The sequence below is a fragment of the Paenibacillus sp. O199 genome, assembly GCF_001636635.1.
Classification (GTDB): Bacteria; Bacillota; Bacilli; order Paenibacillales; family Paenibacillaceae; genus Paenibacillus; species Paenibacillus marchantiae.
This window is the reverse complement of record NZ_LGRP01000003.1, coordinates 92,345-111,417: the sequence shown is the minus strand read 5'-3', so window position 1 is coordinate 111,417 and position 19,073 is coordinate 92,345. Positions and strand designations below refer to the sequence as shown.

At 42.5% G+C, this 19,073-nt stretch carries 14 protein-coding genes and 1 pseudogene; 2 read left to right on the top strand and 13 right to left on the bottom strand.

Features of this window, described 5'->3' with window-relative positions; translation table 11 throughout:
* Positions 1–11: 11 nt before the first annotated feature.
* From A6049_RS05720 to A6049_RS05695, 6 genes are all read right to left on the bottom strand, one after another.
* Positions 12–2,243 carry an FAD-dependent oxidoreductase gene (locus A6049_RS05720; protein ID WP_063563711.1) on the bottom strand — a complete coding sequence of 744 codons (2,232 nt, stop codon included), beginning with the start codon at positions 2,241–2,243 and terminating at the stop codon, positions 12–14.
* Between the two features lie 84 nt (positions 2,244–2,327).
* A complete protein-coding gene (locus A6049_RS05715; protein ID WP_063563710.1) occupies positions 2,328–3,950 on the bottom strand; it encodes a response regulator transcription factor in 1,623 nt (540 codons plus the stop codon).
* Positions 3,950–5,617: a sensor histidine kinase gene (locus A6049_RS05710; RefSeq protein WP_240321317.1), complete on the bottom strand. Its 1,668-nt coding sequence runs from the start codon at positions 5,615–5,617 to the stop codon at positions 3,950–3,952. The genes A6049_RS05715 and A6049_RS05710 overlap by 1 nt, the downstream gene beginning before the upstream one ends.
* A gap of 162 nt (positions 5,618–5,779) precedes the next feature.
* Positions 5,780–7,366: an extracellular solute-binding protein gene (locus A6049_RS05705; RefSeq protein ID WP_063563708.1), complete on the bottom strand. Its 1,587-nt coding sequence runs from the start codon at positions 7,364–7,366 to the stop codon at positions 5,780–5,782.
* Between the two features lie 64 nt (positions 7,367–7,430).
* Complete coding sequence (locus A6049_RS05700; RefSeq protein WP_063563707.1) at positions 7,431–8,300, bottom strand: carbohydrate ABC transporter permease; 870 nt, start codon at positions 8,298–8,300, stop codon at positions 7,431–7,433.
* A gap of 13 nt (positions 8,301–8,313) precedes the next feature.
* On the bottom strand, positions 8,314–9,261 hold the full coding sequence (locus A6049_RS05695) for an ABC transporter permease (RefSeq protein ID WP_053781115.1): 948 nt from the start codon (positions 9,259–9,261) through the stop codon (positions 8,314–8,316).
* A 357-nt stretch (positions 9,262–9,618) separates the two neighbouring features.
* Between A6049_RS05695 and A6049_RS05690 the strand changes: the two genes are divergently transcribed.
* Complete coding sequence (locus A6049_RS05690; RefSeq protein WP_063563706.1) at positions 9,619–10,095, top strand: MarR family winged helix-turn-helix transcriptional regulator; 477 nt, start codon at positions 9,619–9,621, stop codon at positions 10,093–10,095.
* Positions 10,085–11,467: an alpha/beta hydrolase gene (locus A6049_RS05685; RefSeq protein WP_063563705.1), complete on the top strand. Its 1,383-nt coding sequence runs from the start codon at positions 10,085–10,087 to the stop codon at positions 11,465–11,467. Before A6049_RS05690 ends, A6049_RS05685 begins: the two co-directional genes overlap by 11 nt.
* Before the next feature lie 219 nt (positions 11,468–11,686).
* On the opposite strand, the gene A6049_RS05680 is transcribed toward A6049_RS05685, so the two are convergent.
* From A6049_RS05680 to secA2, 7 genes and pseudogenes are all read right to left on the bottom strand, one after another.
* Positions 11,687–12,487, bottom strand: a complete 801-nt coding sequence (locus tag A6049_RS05680) for a glycosyltransferase family 4 protein (protein ID WP_240321316.1) — start codon at positions 12,485–12,487, stop codon at positions 11,687–11,689.
* A 283-nt stretch (positions 12,488–12,770) separates the two neighbouring features.
* A complete protein-coding gene (locus A6049_RS05675) occupies positions 12,771–14,000 on the bottom strand; it encodes a glycosyltransferase family 2 protein (RefSeq protein WP_063563703.1) in 1,230 nt (409 codons plus the stop codon).
* Between the two features lie 206 nt (positions 14,001–14,206).
* Positions 14,207–15,454, bottom strand: a complete 1,248-nt coding sequence (locus A6049_RS05670) for a sialidase family protein (RefSeq protein WP_240321315.1) — start codon at positions 15,452–15,454, stop codon at positions 14,207–14,209.
* A gap of 3 nt (positions 15,455–15,457) precedes the next feature.
* Entirely contained in the window at positions 15,458–15,823 is a 366-nt protein-coding gene (locus tag A6049_RS05665; RefSeq protein ID WP_063563701.1) for a hypothetical protein, read from the bottom strand.
* Between the two features lie 155 nt (positions 15,824–15,978).
* Positions 15,979–16,206 (bottom strand): hypothetical protein, encoded by a 228-nt coding sequence (locus A6049_RS32475; protein ID WP_240321334.1) that lies wholly within the window; start codon positions 16,204–16,206, stop codon positions 15,979–15,981.
* A gap of 35 nt (positions 16,207–16,241) precedes the next feature.
* Positions 16,242–16,742, bottom strand: a complete 501-nt coding sequence (locus A6049_RS05660) for a class I SAM-dependent methyltransferase (RefSeq protein ID WP_481852249.1) — start codon at positions 16,740–16,742, stop codon at positions 16,242–16,244.
* Positions 16,743–16,759: 17 nt separating this feature from the next.
* Positions 16,760–19,034 (bottom strand): annotated as a pseudogene (gene secA2 / locus A6049_RS05655) (accessory Sec system translocase SecA2).
* Positions 19,035–19,073 lie beyond the last annotated feature (39 nt).

The following is a 19,073-nucleotide window of genomic DNA, read 5'->3' as shown; positions in this document are numbered from 1 at the left end:
TTCACCCGCCCTCACTTAGCGTTTTTAGGAGCAAAAAATTTGACAGCAAATACTTCATAATAAGGCGAACCATACGTTGCACAGAAATCAAACCGGATTTGGGTTACACCTTTTGCATGCACCTGATGTTTATTCAACGAAAGATAATTTCCGCGGACTTTAATTTCACTCTTTGTTCCGTCCTCTAACGTTAAGGTCACATCATAATCCTGGATCAGTGGCTCGATTGGATCGTCGAAATGCTCCAAATTCAGCTGCGAATTGAAGACAAGATGGATTTCATCCAGATTTTTGGGGCCTGCAAAACCAAATTCCAACCATTCCTGTCCTTCTGTACGTTCCGAAATCCAACCGTTTGGCAGACCATAAGGTCTGGAGAAACCATTGACGACATTCGCGGGATTATACATATCCTGGGATGGTTTCAGATCCTTGAAGCAAATGCTCTTATTAAGCTTCTTCAGCCTGGACGGCTCTTCCGGTTTATAAAAGAAGCTCACCACTCCAGTCATTTTCTCTTCATTCGTGTGTATCGAAAGGCTCTCTGAACCTTCCAATACGATGTAGACCTTGTCATCAGCCGGTTTCTCGCAGCCCAGTTCCAGCGTGATCCATTCATCGTAACCCGCTGAAATAAGCAAGGGATATTTTTTCAACTCGCTGGCGGGAATATAGTTTTCCTTCCGCTCCCCGCCAAATAGCTTCACTTGCAACATTTCCGAATGCTCGGATCTATTTTTAATTTTGATCTGCACACTTTCAGCTACGGATGTCTGAATTGGCAAGACCAAACATAACGCTTTCTCCAAGGAGATCTCTTCAGTTGGATGAAGATGTTCATAGCTTCGCTGAGACGAGGCACGAATCGTTAAGCCGTCAGCAAAATAAGGATCCAACTGCTCTTGAAACCCTACAATCGTTTGCCCGTCTCGAAGCAGCTGCGTCTGAAGCTCATCCATATGCGCTTTGACGATGTCCGCGGGGTCTGTATCATATTTTACGCATAACGCAGCAGCCGTTCCTACCGCCTGCCCCATACAACCACAGGTTGCCATCACCCTTGTAGACCCGAAAGCCACATGGGTAGCGCTTATATTGCGGCCAGCGAACATGAGATTGGGAATATTACGTGAAAATAAGCTGCGGAAAGGGATATTATACAACCCCGGCACAAAATTCCAAGCTGTAGCCGGCCCTTCATCGTAAATGCCTTTATTCGCATGCAGATCCATATACCAGCCTCCGACGGATACAGCATCTTCGAAGTGAGTCTTTGCTGTAAGATCGTTCTGAGACAGCATGTGCTCCCCGATAAACCGTCTTGACTCCCGCTTTCCCGGAATCGGGCATACATAATCCAAGATGAGATTGTCTACATCATCAAACTCACCGCTATTTTTGATATAATCCCATATCCCGTACACCAATTTCCGCAGTTCCAATGCGATGTCTTCATTATTCTTGATAATATCCATATGACCGCCGTATTCCAGCCACCACAATCCGCCAAGCCCGTTGATTTTCCTTGGAAAAGACCGATGGTTTAATCCTTTTCTGATACTATCGAAAAACTCCAGCTTCGTGATATCATACGCAAAGCCAGGCCTTTTGTAAGGAACGGCATAGTTTACGTCACGGGCTTGAAACAGAATCGTATCGCCCATCGTGTAATGATCCGCCACTTCTGGAGCGAGCTCCTCCTTGTATTCATGCTTCGCTTCTCTTCCCCATCGGAAGTCAGCACCTGCTTGGTATCCAACTATTCCATCACCGGAGCAATCAATATAGGTTGGGCTTTCAAAACGAAATTTTCTTTCGGAAGCTAATTGAAGACCCTCCACCCATTGAATTCTGCCGTTCTCCATGCCCGTTTCATGTACACATGTATTCAGAAACAGAGAAATGTTAGGCTCATCATAAACCATGTCGAGCAAGACCGTATCCGAAAGCGAAAGCATAAGCTTCTTGTTGTATAACGGATTATAATGAAAGATCTTCAGCTTGAGTTCTTCTACCAACCCGCCCTCGCGGGCATAATAGGATGGACTATTTCCAAGATATGCCGACCCGTTGATATGAACTCTGACCTCGCTGCTCGCATTTCCCCCAAGCACCGGCCGATCATTAATAAGTGAAACCTGCAGACCTTGGCGTGCAGCCGCAATGGCAGCGCATATCCCTGCAATACCTCCACCTACGACGGTTACATCTGCTTTCATAAGCTCCATTTTGATAACCTCCATGATTAGATGCTCCTATCATGGTAATAGTTTTGGCTCCTTTTTTTTTACAGGATTTCGCGAAAAAATCATACATTTTTTGCATCCTTATTTGGATTCGTACCGTGTCATTTTTATCCGATATTGCTTAGGTGTATCACCCGTATATTCTTTAAACAGTTTGCAAAAGTAACCTTCATTGACGATGCCTACTTCCTCGCACAATTCCAATAAAGAATAATCCCGGACGTTTAACAACTCGAGAGCAAGATGGATTTTTTTACGGTTGATGTAGCTGATCACGCCTTCGCTCATTGTTTTTTTGAATAAGCTGCTAAAATACGATGGCGCTAGATTCACTTCCTCCGCAATTGCCTCCAACGTTAAGCGTTGTTTCAGGTTTTTCTCGATAAAATGCATAGCACTCATGATTTCTGCACGATGTAATAGTTGGCCCGCGTGTACGTATTCGAATGTGAAGTCACCAATATAGGCAAGCTGCTCCTGAAAAGCCATAAATTCCATGGGGAAGTCTGGGACTTCCGTGGCCATCTTGTTCCCTGATTTAAACTTTACGGTAATGTCTCTGTACAAGTCTCTAATCATGGGCGCCATGATGGACTTGTGGATTTTATGGTCCGAAACAAATTGAGACAGATCGGCAAGTGCATTCTCCAGCTCTTCCTTGGAAATCTTCCTTTTCATCCGTATAAGAAAATCAGCCAGCTTCTGCTGAAAGTCTGCTTTTTTGTCATTATCGTATTGGAACCGATGCATCGGTGTTTTCACTACTTTTTCTGTATGATAATAGAAATCCTCACTCACATTTTTAGCTTCCGTGTATGCCTGTTTGATCGATTCCCAGCCTCGGTGTGGACCACCAAAAGCGACGGATACCCTTTGATTCAAATATTGATGCAAATGAGAGACGATCTGCCCTCCCAGTGATAGGCAAGCATATTCCGTTTCCATATCACTGCGGTTATTTTCCCAGGATAGAAAGCCAATAAAACGATTATCGGACAGATCCGCAGCTACCCCACTGCCACCATTCATTACCGTTTCTTCGATGATATTCGTAATCGCATATTTCAAGATGTTTTGATCTGCGGCAGCGTATTCGTTGCGGAAACTTTCATACGTATTCATCTCAACGATGAAGCAGCAATAGTTGGCTTGAAAGAAATGGAACTGCATGCGATTAGCAAAATCCGATGCCCGATGAGAAGGAATTTCGCCTCTGATCAGTTCGTTGAAAAATTGCTTGCGCACTCTATATTTATTTTCAAGCACGGATACGTTTAACGATTGAAATTCCGCTTCTTTTTTCTTGAACTCATTTAAAATTCCGGCTGCCTTATCCAAAGCTCGATTCAAATCCGCTTCCCTCAGCGGAACCTTTACAATGTACTCCAATACGTTGGCTTGAATCGCTCGCTGGGCGTATTCAAAGGATGAATAGGCGGTCAAAAGTATGTATTGCGTATGGGGGAGCTCCGCCTTGAGCTGCTCAATCATGGAGATTCCGTCCATTCGCGGCATAACGATATCGGATATGACGATGTCCGGCTTAAGTTTTATGATCTCCTCGATCCCATTCTGCCCATTATTCGCTTTGCCCACTAGAACAAATCGCTTATCCCTATGAGAGAGTTCATTAAAAAACAATTCCAATCTTTGAATGATCAGGTCTTCATCGTCAACAATGAAGCAGGTATAATCTCTCACCATTATGCATCTCCTTTTTGCAATTCTGCCGGGAATACAGCGCGTATACGGGTTATTTCCTTAGGTATGCTAATGATTTGCAGTCCAAATTGATCGCCATAGTGAAGTCTTATTCGGCCATGAATATTATTTAGCCCGATTCTTTTCCTTTTTAATTCCATTTCACTCGGTTCTGAGATTAAAATATGCTTTATTTTATCAGCTGGAATTCCCTCGCCTTGATCAACAACTTCTATGATGACGATACCGTCCTCCCTGTACGCATGAATCGTAATCGGTCCCTCAATTCCCCCTCCGTTATAACCATGGAAGATGCTATTCTCCACAAGAGGCTGCAGCAGCATTCGAAAAACAGGAAAATCCATTAACCCTGCTTCGATATTTTCAATCAAGTGGAAGCTTCGGTTATACCGAATGTTCTGGATCTCGATATAGTCTGCTACATTGCGTAGTTCCTGACTTAAGGAAACCTTCTCTGAAGCATCGTCTATCCCGTATTCCAATAATGAAATGAGCGATCCGATCACCACATCTACTTTCTCTATTTGTCCGAGACGTATAACGTTGCTGATCGAACCAAGTGTGTTATACAGAAAATGAGGGTTAATTTGAGACTGTAGCACCTGGATTTCCAACTTCCGCTCAAGTTCATTATGAAGTTCCGCTCGCCGAATCAGTTCCACAATTTGCTGCAGCATACGATCGAATGCTCGTGAAAGATCTCCAAACTCATCGTTTCGATTAACCGTAATTGTCGTTGTGAGTAAGCCTTGCTCCACTTGCTTCATTTTTGTTTTGAGTGTATAGAGTGGTTTCCTTATATATTTGGCAACCAAAAAAGAAATGATCAAACTTAAGAGAAGACCTGCAGCTAAAAGCTCAATATAATAGGTTTCTAATCTGGACAAAGCTGCTTTCAAGCGTGATTCATCATTGATTGAGATGATGGTCCAGTTGAATTTCTCCGTCGGTTTTTTTAGAAGGGAGACCGGAATGCCATCCATGGTATGCAGTTGAAGACTTGTTTCTGTCGTATCCAGGATTTGTTCAGCTGACGTTTCCCCGATTGAAAACGTATGATCTTGAATATTCAGTAGTCCTTTATTTTCAGAAAATCCGGCAATGATTTTACCTGAAGCTGTAATCAGAGCCAGATTCATTTGTTCTTGTTTATTAATCTTGAACAAGGTTTCTTCAATGGCATTTAGATCCAAGTCAACCGCAATGGCCATTGGAAACGAAGCGCCGTTCAGATATCGAACCATCGTAACGGTCCAGCCGGAATACTTCGATTTGTAAGGTTCACTAACAAAAGTAGTCCTTCTGTTCTTGTCAGCCGCATCAAACAAAGGTGCTCTTTCAGATAAAGGTTCATCGAATATTCGGGTAGCTGTACTTCCGCCTAGAATGGATAAATCACTTTTGATCAAATAGATATTACTGACGTAATTACTATTGAGTTCATACAGTTCTCTTAATTGCTTTTTAATCACTTCCGCATTGTCAATATTGGCTTTCACTGATGTTTCGACTGAGAAGAGAATCGTCTGGAAGGAGGAAAAATTCACAGTGAAGTACTGGTCTACCTTGTCAAGGATTTGGTTGGTGTAAAAAATGTCATTGGTTCTTATTTCCTTTTGGACATAGCGATAAGACAATTGGCTTATCAAGATGATGCAACCTAATACAAACGCAAACACGAGAAAAAATAATTTTAAAGGTAAGCTGATTCTTCTTCGCATCGATCATCTTCCTTTTAGTTCCGTTTTAAACTAAGAATAGCATATGATAATAAAGAGAGGGGCTACGAATAGCCACTCTCTCCGTTTATTTTACTTGATAAGGCCGGCCTCTTTAAATTGCTTGATTGCTGTTTCCTTATATTTCTGCATGTCAAACTTAGTATCCAACGTTTGGAGGAAATTGTCCCAGTTCGAAAGAGGTTCTTTGCCCGTCATAAATTTAACTAAGCTTTCATTAATGAAACGAGTTCGGTCAGCATCCAAAGTATCGTTGGGGTCTGGAGTCAATAAATTTCCGGGCAACGTTGGCCCCACATATTGCTGATTGTCCTTGAAAGCCTCCGCCGTCTTAGGATTCTGGAAGCTGAAGTACTCCGCATCATCACCACGGCGCGGCATTCTATAATGATCGACCCACAGGTACTTCTCTTTCATTTCCTTCGATAACTCGGAGGTTTTATTTTTGATCTTGCCGTCCACCACATCCCAATGAATACCTTTAATTCCGTATGCAAAGTTAGGATAAGCTTCTTCGTCTGTAAAGAGATAATTCAGCATGGACAAGATCCGAATGATTTTGTCCTTATCCGCTTTCGCGGAAATGGCCCATGAATTACCTTGGAATGATTTTCTTTCTACAATTTGATCCCCGTAAGGACCTTTCATCGGAGGAATGACGATCCATTCCGGCACCTCGCCACTAATCTCTTTCATTTTCTGCTGATAATCCGGCTCCAGCCTACGGGCATCTCTGATCATGAAGCCAACTTTACCCTTAAACATCTTTTGGTCCAACAGATCAGGTGAATTCATCGTCACCCAGTCTGGGTCTACCACGTTGGCGGCCATCATTTTGTTAATGTAAGCAAGCGCCTCTTTCATTTTGGGATCGATAAACAGAAATACCGGTTCATTATCTTTTATCTCAACGGCCGAAGGAGGATTGACACCAAACATCCACATCAAGCTATCGAAGCCATAGGTTTGCAGATTACCTTCTTTATTCATACCGCCGATAAATCCGTACGTATCGTTTTTACCATTCCCGTCCGGATCTTTCTCTGTAAAGGCTTTCATAACTTCGAACAACTCATCCGGTGTCGTTGGTACCTCCATATTCAGCTTTTTCAGCCAATCATTGCGGATGAAGAAGCTTCGACTGATACCGTTAACATTATCATAGCCTGGAACTCCAATCGTTTTTCCTTGATAGGACATTGCATCCCATGAGTCGTTGCCAAACCGTTTCTTTAATTCAGGGAATTGATCCAGATACGGTGTCAAATCCGCAAGAACGCCTTGGTCGTAATATTGCGCGAGATCAGCCCGACTCTTCAAGAAGATCAAATCTGGAATATCTCCGCCTGCAATGAGTGTATTCAGTTTGGTTGTTGCTTGCCCAGCTTGAGGAATCATCATATCCAAGTCGATGTTCATCTCTTTTTCCAACATTTGACGTTGAACATCTTCATCACGTGGAGGTACCGGAGCAGCAGCGTTGAAAGTGCCTTGGTTAAACATTGAGATTTTCATTTTGGTTGCAAACTGGCCAGACTGCCCTTGCGAATTACCCGAAGCTGTCGATGTAACTTCTTCATTTCCCCCACATCCTGACAGTAGCGTTCCCAATCCTAAGATTGCCGACAGAATAGCAAATGAAATCTTCTTACGCTGCATATTGACCTCTCCTTTGCTTGTATATTATCACGGTTTCCCCGTAATAAGTTAGGTTGGAACACTTTTAACCTTTAACGGATCCCAAGAGCACACCTTTGGTAAAATGCTTTTGTAAAAATGGGTAAACGATTAAAATCGGAATCGTAGTCACAACAACTGTAGCCATCTGCACAGCGAACGTACTTACAGCTCCGGAATTGGCGAGCGACTCAGCGCTTTGTGTTGCGACGTTAAGCAGGATGTTGCGCAAGACTACTTGAAGCGGCATGAGGTTGGAATCATTGATATAAACAATAGCATCAAAATAACTGTTCCAATGCCCCACTGCGTAAAATAAAGAAATGGTGGAAATGACGGGCAAAGACAGTGGTAAAATGATCCGCCATAACGATTGAAGTTCACTTGCACCATCAACCCTCGCTGATTCCTCAATTTCACCAGGCAATTGCTCGAAAAAGCCTTTAATGATCACCAGATTAAATGCACTAATGAGATTTGGAATAATCAATACCCACGGACTGTTTAGCAACCCCAGAGAGCGAATTAGTAGATAAGTCGGAATTAACCCCCCACTGAACATCATGGTAAACACAATGAATAGTAAAAACGGACTGCGTCCCGGCAAATATTTTTTGGATAACGGATAAGCTGCTAAGACCGTAAATAACACATTAAGCACCGTGCCTACAATCGTTCGAAACAACGTAATTTTATACGCCTGCCAGATCCCATGAGAAATGAACACTTCTTTATAGGCCAGAAAGGTAAAAGATTCTGGTATAATCACAATCCCTCTTCTTAACACTTCCGATTCTGGCGTCACGGAGACAGCAATCACATACAGAAAGGGTAGTAAGCAAAGTAGTGATAAGAAAATAAGAATCACATAAACGACGGATTGCCAGACTTTTTCCCCGATTGTCAAATTGATCATTTTAAAAACCACCTCACCAAATTTGCCCATCGAATTTTTTGGCGAGCTTATTGGCTGCCAAAACTAAACCAAATCCAATGACAGCTTTAAACAATCCTACAGCAGTAGCCAAGCCAATCTTAAGACGCTCCAACCCTTCACGGTATACCCATGTGTCGATAATGTCGATCTTCTCCTGGTTAAAGGTGTTGGCAAACATGAATATTTGGTCAAAGCCAGCATCCAGAATATGGCTTAATTTAAGAATCAGCATCAGAATAATGACTCCTCGAATGCCGGGTAAAGTGATATGCCAGAGCTGTCTCCATTTGGAAGCGCCATCCATTCGAGCCGCTTCATATAAGCTTGGATCAATACCTGCTAATGCGGCGAGGTACAAAATCGCTCCCCATCCAATGTCCTTCCAAATTTCAGATGCGATGACCAGCAGTCTCCCCCAAGCAGGCTCCGTTAGAAATGAAATGGGCTGAAAACCACTTTCCTTCAAAATCATATTAAAAAGGCCATCACCTGGGGCTAATAAGGCTACCATCAATCCATATACAATGACCCAAGACAGAAAGTGGGGTAAATAAGTAATGGTCTGTACGATTTTCTTAAACCATTGGGTATGAACTTCATTGAGCAGTAAAGCAAGTAAGATGGGAGCGGAAAAACCGAACAATAGCTTATAGAGCGAAATAACAATCGTATTTTTCATGATGTCCCAGAAATAAACGCCGTTCATAAAATCCGTAAAATTTTTGAATCCCACCCACGGGCTATCCCAAACGCCCAAAGCCAGGTTGTAGTTTTTAAAAGCAATCAATATTCCCGCCATAGGAATGTATTTGAATACGGCAAAATAAATTAAGGCCGGTAATAAGAGAGCATACATCACTTTATATTTTTGGATCGTCCTTATCCATGACTTCCGCTTTTTGGAGAGGGGAATGGCGTCCGCTGCCAATTTCACTTGCATATCATCACCTCGTCTTTGTTTGTATTTGTATATTAGCACCCCCCTATCGGATAAATTTCTGAAATTTCAAGAATTTCTTATAAGATATTAAGGATGTGTGTCTTGGATCGTTCCAACAGCTCATACCGGAAAGTGGGACAAGAACTTGTATGGCTAAATAAAAAAAGCCGCTAAAATAGCGACTTTCAAATGGGACTATGTTCTTGTCTCTCGACAAGTGTTTAGAACGGAGAATCTTAACTAACAATAACATTTGTCTTTTTTCAATTGTTGACTTACAAAAAACATGCTGTTAATATTAGTTTCACAATCTAACCGTTAGACAATGAAACTAATCTCGTAAAGGAGCAATTAACTATGGATATGGATAGAAAGCAATTAGAACAACATATTGATCTGTATACTCAGAGAGCAATATCAATTTCAATCAGTATGCAATCTATTCAAAAGAATATTTCAAAAGATAGCAGTGTTACTCCAGACCAGTTTAATTTATTGAATGTCATTAATACGACTGATCATTGCACAGCCAGTTTTTTAGCTAAAGCACTTAATGTCAAGAAAAGTTCTATTACTGCTATCGTGAATCGATTAACGGATAAAGAATTAATTAAACGTGAGTACAATGAAAAAGATAAACGAGTGGTCTGGCTTGAATTAACAGAAAAAGGACAGCACATTGTGTTGGAAGAGAGACAGAAAATACTGGCTGTATTGATGCCTTTAGGAAATAAGCTCACTGTTAAAGAGCTGGAGGAATTAAACCAATATTTATCTGTGATTGATACACAATTAAATAATATAAAGAAGGATATGGTTAAAAATGAAATTTAGTATGAGGTTATACGGAGTTATTGTAGGGTTAATTACGATTTTATTGTCTTGGTCACAGTCATTTTTTATCAATTATCTTATCCCATTAGGAATCGTAGCCATGGTTGTGTCTGTAATTAATATTCTAATCGTTAAGAAGCACTTAAATGAAAAGGTCTATCGTGCCTGGTTAGGTATCTCGGCTTTGTTTATAGCTACTGAAATCTTCTGGATGATATTTGATAAAATCGGATTATTTGTAGTTGCACAAGTTTCATTTGCAGCAACCGGGTTTGCATTAATTATTTTTGCCTTAGGCATGCATAAGAAAATGAATCGAAGTTTCAAATCATTAACGTTGAGAATTAGCAAATGGGTTCTCGTCCTTGTCTTAATGTTGGGGACATCCATATTAATATTATTTACAGCTACGCCAAAACCAGTTGCTTTATATTTGCAAAGCAGTTCTGGAGCAGAAAATACTTATACAGCAGAACCATCTACTACCACAACTATTGATGGTAAATATCAGTTAACAACGAATATTCAATATGGAGATAAGTATCCAAGAAGTTTTTTAAATATCATTACACCCGATGGTCAATTGGATGAAGAACGTCCAACATACTTTTATGTGCACGGCGGTGGCTTTATAGCGGGAGATTCAATTGGAGGTGATCCTAACGCAGGAGCGGCTTCAAATACAATGTTATATCATTATGAATTAATGGTTGATCATGGTTATAATGTGGTGACCATAAATTATGCTTTAGCTCCTGAATATATACACCCTACACCCATAAAACAATTATCAGAAGCGGTGCAATATATGCAGCAAAATGGCAAACAGTACGGAATTAATATGAACAATGTAATCTTTGGCGGGGGAAGCGCAGGTGGATTTATCGCTGCAGACTTTGTGACAATTCAAGCTAACGCTGAGTATGCGAAAGAAATCGACATTAATCCTGTCATAGAGCTTACGGATATCAAAGCTTTAGTATTAGAAGTACCCATTCTTGACTTTAGTCGGGGCCATAGAACCGTAACCGAAGACATCGTGACTGACTATATTTTCGCTCAATCAGGAAGTGCATACATTGGTCAGCCGGTGGTTAGCGCTGATAAAGATATCTTGCAATCCTTAAATGTAATACCAAGAGCGACGAGTAATTTCCCTCCAACTTTTATAACGGATGGAAACACGGGGACATTCACAGATCAGGCTGAAGATTATTATAACCGCTTAAAAGAATTAGGGGTCAAGACAGATTTATATATTCCTGATATCCATGAGAGCAAAGAAGTTCATGGATATATGAACACGATTGATACTAAAGCAACTCGAACTTATATTCAGAGAAAATTAGCCTTCTTGGATAGTTTAGATTAATCATGATCGAAATTTAAAAACAAAAAATCGTTGCTTACTTTTCACTTAGGCAACGATTTTTTTGTTGAGTATACCATTGATAGCAAACGTTTGATTCATTCCAGTTAGGGAACGCAGTGAACATTGCATCAATCAGGGTAATCAAACAAACATTCATCATTTACTTCACATTCTAAACCACTGCAAATAATCGTATTTTTTTGAGTTAAACCATAAATTCTAATGGGCAATCTTATCTAACATTGATGTGTACATCGTAAGGAATCTACTAACATATAGTTCGGGGTTCAGATTAACTCGGACATGCTCCTCGGCTTCGTGTCTAACAGAAGTTCTAAAAACCTGATTATTCATCAATAACAATGCCTCCGAAACGGCTTCCTCAATATTCCCTCTGCTGTATATTTTTCCGGTTTGATTATGAATAACCAACCTGCGGATTCCGTCCGAATCGGTGGACAACACAGGACAACGACATAACATGGCTTCTGCTACCGCATATCCAAATCCTTCCAGTATGGAGGTGGAACACAGCAAACCTCCGGAGTCGCCAATGATACTTAAGTAGTCGGCCATATGCTCATGCGGAATGTTTGAATACAAAATCAGTTTGGAAGCAATTCCTGTTTCAGCGATAAATTGATCAAATCTAGCTTTCTCTTCTGGATCAGCTAAAGTGTCATCTTGAAAAATCCATAAATACATTCCTGGCTTGCTACTCAGCAACTGTATTCCGATCTGTAGAAACTCCTTCCAATTTTTATTGGCTTGAATTCGCCCAATCCACGCCAGAACCGGGTAATTTTTTGGTGGATATACTGTATATTCGAAGTAAGGAAGACCAACAGGATTATCAAAACAGTAATGCGGCATTGTAGGAAGGTACTCCCCTAGTAACTGCTGCAAATGGGCAGTCTCTGGATACAGCAGAGCATCTGTATACAGACTGATCCGGCCAGCAAAGTTAGCGATAACCGCTCTAGCTTCCTCCAATTCACCCAGACCTTGCAGCTCGAACACTATCAAGCCCCTATAACCAAGATTTCTGATTTGCTCTGCCAGGTCAATATCCGAGTTGACTACAATCAAATCAAACTTTTGTGAAAATAGTAAATTGGAAATATCCTCGTTGCTGTGGATTAGATGAACAGGAAAATTACGGATATTCCTCCGACCTTCACCATTATGAGTGTACAGCATATGACATTCAATTCCCCTTGTAGTTAGAGCTGCGCAGCGGACCCGGTTTAAGGTTTCCATCCCCCCGCTGGGATTAAAGAACGTAAATAATACTTTCATATTATCACTCTTTTTCCTCCGTATTTGTAATCATAATCTGACTATACAACTCCAGCAGTTCCACGCTCTTGAATAGTTCATTAGTTATCGTTTTTTTTACGTTAGGCACACCCTTATGACGATAACCGATTAGAGTATGATCCTCAGTATAATAATTGCTTATAGCCAGATGCTCATTTTTAATCAGGTTCTCCACCAAATACTGGATATCCATATAGGATGGAAATAGTTCAGGGCCATAGATCATAGTGTATGGTGTAGTTACGCTTAAGAGCATTCGGTATATAGCATGCTGAACAGATGCGCCAGGAATCCATATAAACTCGGTTATTGGATGTGAAATCTCTGCAAGTACGGATTTAGGCTGGCCATCATGCGACAAATCTATTACCCGAAAAATATAGTTACTAAAAGTCTGTTCATAAACATCCTCTATCGCTTTAATGTGAGAAAGATCTGCTGTCTGTACCGGATATAAGATCGTTAAAACAGGAGCAATTTCTCTGCGGCAACGGGCCTGTAACCGGGCTAAATGATAGGTATATCTCCATCTCCGATGATGCTCTGTTGTATGCAGTTGTGCCGACACACTGAAGGAAGAATTCACACGATACTTCATAAGTTCCACCGGAAGAAAGCGAATCTCACAGTATTCCACCAGACGCAGCCAATATTCATAATCTTCAACAGGTTGCATCCGGTATTCACCAACAATTTTGGCGAGTTCGGCTTTGTACATAAAAGAAACACCGATAATTGAAGAATCGAGTAGTTTTTCTTTAGACTGGCCTTGATATTGTCGAAGAGCAGCCAATTGGTGCTCGTCACATAGGAGGTTACCTTCGTTATCTATGCTTTGAAAAGAACTATATACAATGCCTAATGACTTCGGCCCCTTAATTAAAGATGCACGAAGAACATCCAGAAAGTGTGGATCATATATATTGTCGCTTGATACCCAAGTTAAATATTTGATGTCAGGATTGCTTAAAAGCACATTAAATCCAGTATTAAGCGCGTGAGCTACACCTTGATTAATTGGATATGAGATCACGGATACCCGTGAATCATTGGTGGTATAGAGTTTGACAATGGGCTCCATCTGCGGGTCACCATCTATTACAATGACTAGTTGGTAATCGGTGAATATCTGCTGTAAAACAGACTCTAGAGCTTGTCGCAAAAAGTCTGGTTTTTGCGTATACACAGGCATTACAATCCCTACATCCGGCAAGTCCCCCACCCTTTCTCTACAAGCATAAAATTAGTTTATTACATTCCCTGCAGATTGCCTGTGTGTACGCCCTTGGCATCGTAACCGATCGGGTTCTTTAAGATGGAGAATGCTAAGTTTTATATATAAAATAATAAAGGATGCCGTTTGTTAGCTCGGCATCCTTTATTACATAAGGATATACTTAAATTATATGCAGTAATAGCTCACTGATTATCACCAAACCAGATGTTCTCCGTACCGGTCCGCGTGTCCGTCCATACGCTCACTAGACGGCCTGTTTGAGGGACAATCGCATTGCCAATGTAGTCCCCGATCAAGACATCGCCGGTGACATCAAAGGAAGATGTCGTTATACGGGTGTTCGTAAAAGTCAATGCGCCATCTCTCGATGTAGCTAGATAAACATCAATGTTGAGGGGATCAACCCGATTAGTGTAATAGGTAACAAATACTGCACCGTCAACAGGGGACACGGTGATAACTGGAAAAAAGTTCTGAGAGCCCACTGGGCTTCCCGTAATGGATATTGGCGTCCCCCAGTCCACACCAAAATTAGTGGAAGTAGCAAGAAAAATATCGGAATAACCTTCCCGAAAATCTTGATATACAGCATAGACATTACCTTGCGTCGCCTGTGCATTGGAAATATCCGCTGCGAGGGAAGGATATGTCAGACATCTAAATTGGTATCCCGGTAATGGGTCTGGCGGAACCACAACGGAATCAACCATAGTTTCATTGGTGAAAGTGACCCCACCGTCTGGGGAAGTACGAATTTTAAGATCTGTATTACCAGGGGGTTGATTGATCCAACCCACGACGACAATCCCATTTAATGTAATGGCGATGCCGGGGAATTCTTCAAATTCTTCGATCGAAGACAGCAGAGCGGGACTGAAATAGGTATTACCGCTGTCTAGGGAGCGATTGAAAAATATCGTATTTCCTGGTATGAATTGCGTGTTGTAATCATGTGTATAACCAGTATATACATTTCCAAAGAAGGGACTTGATCCCGCCTTGTCCGTGACAACAACCACCTGGTCATCATTCACAAACTGCCCAAACCCTTGATTTACGATAACTGGCGTTCCGAATGAAGAAGCGTTGTCGACTGATGTATAGGAAACAATCGACCCGCTAAGACCGTCTGAATCGAAGGCATGGGCCAACACTACGAACGTGCTCGGAAAAATATAATCAATATGTGGTGCTTCGATGCCTGCAAATCCTGTGGGTAGTGGTAATAACGTTGTTGTCCAAGTTGCACCTGCGTCAATAGATTTGTATAAACCTATATTGGGAGGACCTGATCGAAGATCTACGGCTACAACAACCATAACCGAAGGATTAAGCCAATTTACCGCGATGGTGGGCTCGAATTGAGAGCTTGTGCTCGGCGAAATTTGAATATTAACCATCTCAAAACCCTTTCGTAATAGAGACTGCACTACCTACGGGTTCAGCTGAGCGATGAAGGTAAGTTCGGATTGCAGAACTCTTTGATGGGGGATGACGTTTCCTGACGAATCCGTTCCGAATACCGTAATAATCGTGTCTGTCGGTGCACTTCCAGTTACAAGGAATTGGACTTCATAAGCTGAATTGCCTGCTATATTAAAACTGAGAATCTGACTAGTGTTCGCATTAATATTCAATGAGTTGGCGTAGATTAAAGCCTTACTAAAAATTGTATTCCATACGTAAATGTGATAGACCACGTTTGATGAAAAACTAAGGTTGTCATTGTCGATGTTAACGATCACGGTGGATGCTGGGGTAGTCCCTGTGTTCGTTAGGATACCTGTTGTGGTTGCCATGAGCTTCACCTCTTTTTTTGGTTTGCTATAACTATATGAATTGAGGGTTCATTGCGCTTGGACAAGGTAATCAGGTAATTAGTGGAAAGTCAGAAATATAAAAGTCCGTATTGGAGAGGAAATCGTCTATATAATGGGGCATAAGCGAACAGGATTTATTTGGCCAACCCACTACTAAAATGAATGCGACTTGTTCTTGTAAAAATGAGAGATGTGAAATAATGTCCTTGTTCCAGATCTTCGAGAAGTCCAAACTGGACAGGTTTCCAGCCTAGAAGCTCCTTCGTCCCTTCACTTGATCTTGCTAAGTCAAGTGACGCGACCATGCCTAGAAAACCGAAGATGGCTTGTGTATACTTCTCCCCAGAAAATCTCAGTTTCATAATCAAACTCAACAATACCATCTTGATTATTTTTATCAAATAGATTCCGCGTAGTCGGTTCCGTATGTATGAAGCAGTTGATTGTACTCTTCACGAAATGGAGTACCGTTTGTAAGACGTGAATTCCAGATGAGTATTACTCTCCCACCTGGCCGTAAAATTCTGCGAAACTCCATTTGGGCTGCGGAGCGATCGAACCAATGAAACGCCTGAGCGCAGACAATAAAATCAACCGACTGATCAGGTAACCCAGTAGATTCTGCAGAACCTGATGTACTCTGAAATTTCGGATTACTTTCTAACATTTGCTCGGCGGCTTCCCGCATTGCCTGATTTGGCTCGACCGCGATAACATAGCTTCCGCGTTCCAGAAGTAGCTTTGAGATGATCCCAGTACCTGAACCGATGTCTGCTATGTTGCTGTTCGCACGTAAACCGACGACGTCGTACAAATGGTCAATAGCCTCTTTGGGATAGCTCGGGCGGTATTTCAAATACGAATCGACCCGACTCGAAAACCGTTCTCTGTTGTTCATCGATCGTCACGCTCCCATCAATATTTTGACATCCTATATATCGGCCACAGTACCAGCTTCAACATCTTACTGCCCCAAAAAGCCAATACGGTCGTTCCGGTCCATGAACTGCGCTTATCTTGGCTGTATTGATCGTTGATCATATAAGTCCGAGTCGAAATAGGACTCTTCAGACCGAACTGTTCCCATTTCGCCGGATCATTCGAACCTCCGAGTTTTCTAAGCATATTCGCCGACTCATGATCTATTTTAGCCGGAATTTGCTCGAATGCTTGGGTGATTTGCGTATGAAACTCGTCGATCGGGTTGCGACTGGTAATGCTCTGGAGATGGATGCTTTCGCGAATGTAAGAAACGTATGCCAAATGGTCAGCCCAGAACTCGTCGATATAAAAAAGCCGTACCCGCTGCTCTGAAGGACTCATCTTCCTCTCGCCTTTCAATATTTCGAGCCGCTCCTCGTATAGAATTCGCCTCTGATCCTCCACCATATCCGAATATCAGTTCAATTCCCGCTGAATATCGAAGTTTTGGCCAATAATCACGCGCTGAATATGCTCGATTTTGCTGCGGAGCGCTGGATCATCAAGAACCTCGTCCTGCTTGGGAGAGCGAAACAATTTATGAATGCCCAAGCGAAGCATCAACTCGTCTTCCAGGCTTATATAGAATACGGAAGCACCCGGATCACCTTGGCGGCCAGAACGCCCGCGCAACTGGTTATCTATCCGCATGCTTTCGTTCACATGTGTACCTATCACGTATAATCCCCCTAGCTTGGCAACCACTTCTGCCTGAGCGGGATTACCGCCGCCCAGACGAATGTCGACGCCGCGCCCTGCCATATTCGTAGATACCGTTATGGCCCCGATTTCTCCCGCTTTGGCGATGATCTCGGCTTCTTTCGCATCGTTTTTCGCATTCAGAACCTGACAAGATACGCCGGCAATCGCAAGCGCCTCCGCCAGCATGTCAGACTCCTCGACGCTTGACGTACCAATAAGAATGGGGCGTCCCACCCTATGGACGGAAGAGATTTCTTGTACAAGCGCCTTATATTTGGCTTCTTTATGGGTGTAAATTCGGTGCTGGTGGTCGATCCGTATGTTTGGCTGGTTCGGCGGAATTTGCACGACCTGCAGCGCATAGATATCTTCGAATTCCATTGCTGAAGCGAGCGCCGTAGCCGTCATTCCGCAAATTCCCGAATACAGGCTAATGAAATGTTGAATGGTGATCGTACCGAGAATTCTACCACCGGCCTTCCACTGCAACCCTTCTTTCGCCACCAGTGCAGCTTGCAGCCCGTCCGGAAAATACCTGTTCTCAGCCACACGGCCGGTATGTTCTTCGATTAACTCAATTTCACCATCCCGGACGATGTAATCGACGTCTTTTTTTAATAACGCTTCCACATGCAGCGCACAATTCAATGACGTTAACAAATGACTATTATGGCTATCGTACAAATTGCCGCATCCCAGCAGCAACTCCGCTTTCGCAGCACCCGCATCATTCAAGTAAACGTTCCGCTGGAACTCGTCAAAATCGTAATGCTCTGCTGGCTGAAGCTGCCGGGCCACTTCTGCGAAAAGAATACCGTCATTCTTGGAAGCGCTCGAATCGCCACTAATGACTAGCGGCACCCGCGCTTCATCAAGAAGCAATGAATCCGCTTCGTCGACGATGACGTAGTGGAAAGGACGGTGTACGGTATCAGCTTCATTTAATGCTATTGTGTCACGCAAATAATCGAACCCTGCTTCTTTAGCCGTAACATAGGTTATATCCTTGGCGTACGCTTCCCGTTTCTCCAACAGGCTCATGCCCGCTTGAACCGAGCTTACCGTTAATCCGAGGAAGCGGTAGATCGGACCCATCCACTCCGCATCTCGATTTGCCAAGTAGTCGTTAAAAGTGAGTACATGAACGCCTTCGCCTGTCAACGCGTTTAACAGCAGAGAGTGTTTTTCCTTCACCGGTATGCTGCTCGATCAAAAATCTCTCGTGCAAAGCGATAGCAGCCATAATCTGGACATCATAAGGCTGTAATCCGAGTGTTCTCTTCGCAGCCTCGCAGACTAACGCATAAGCATCAACAAGCAGCTCATCCAAATGCGTGCCTGATCGTGCTTCTTCTTGCAGCCGAAGGGATTCCACTTGTAGACGCTGATCTTCCCAAGCTTCCAAATTCCGTTTCCTGATAAGCTCCACTTTGTCTCGATAATCTTTCAACAAACGCCGGGTATCGCGCTCCTTGAATTCACGTATCAACTTGACGACTACATTCATCGGAATTTGATTCCTCCTCAGTAGAAATAAGCGGTTCTA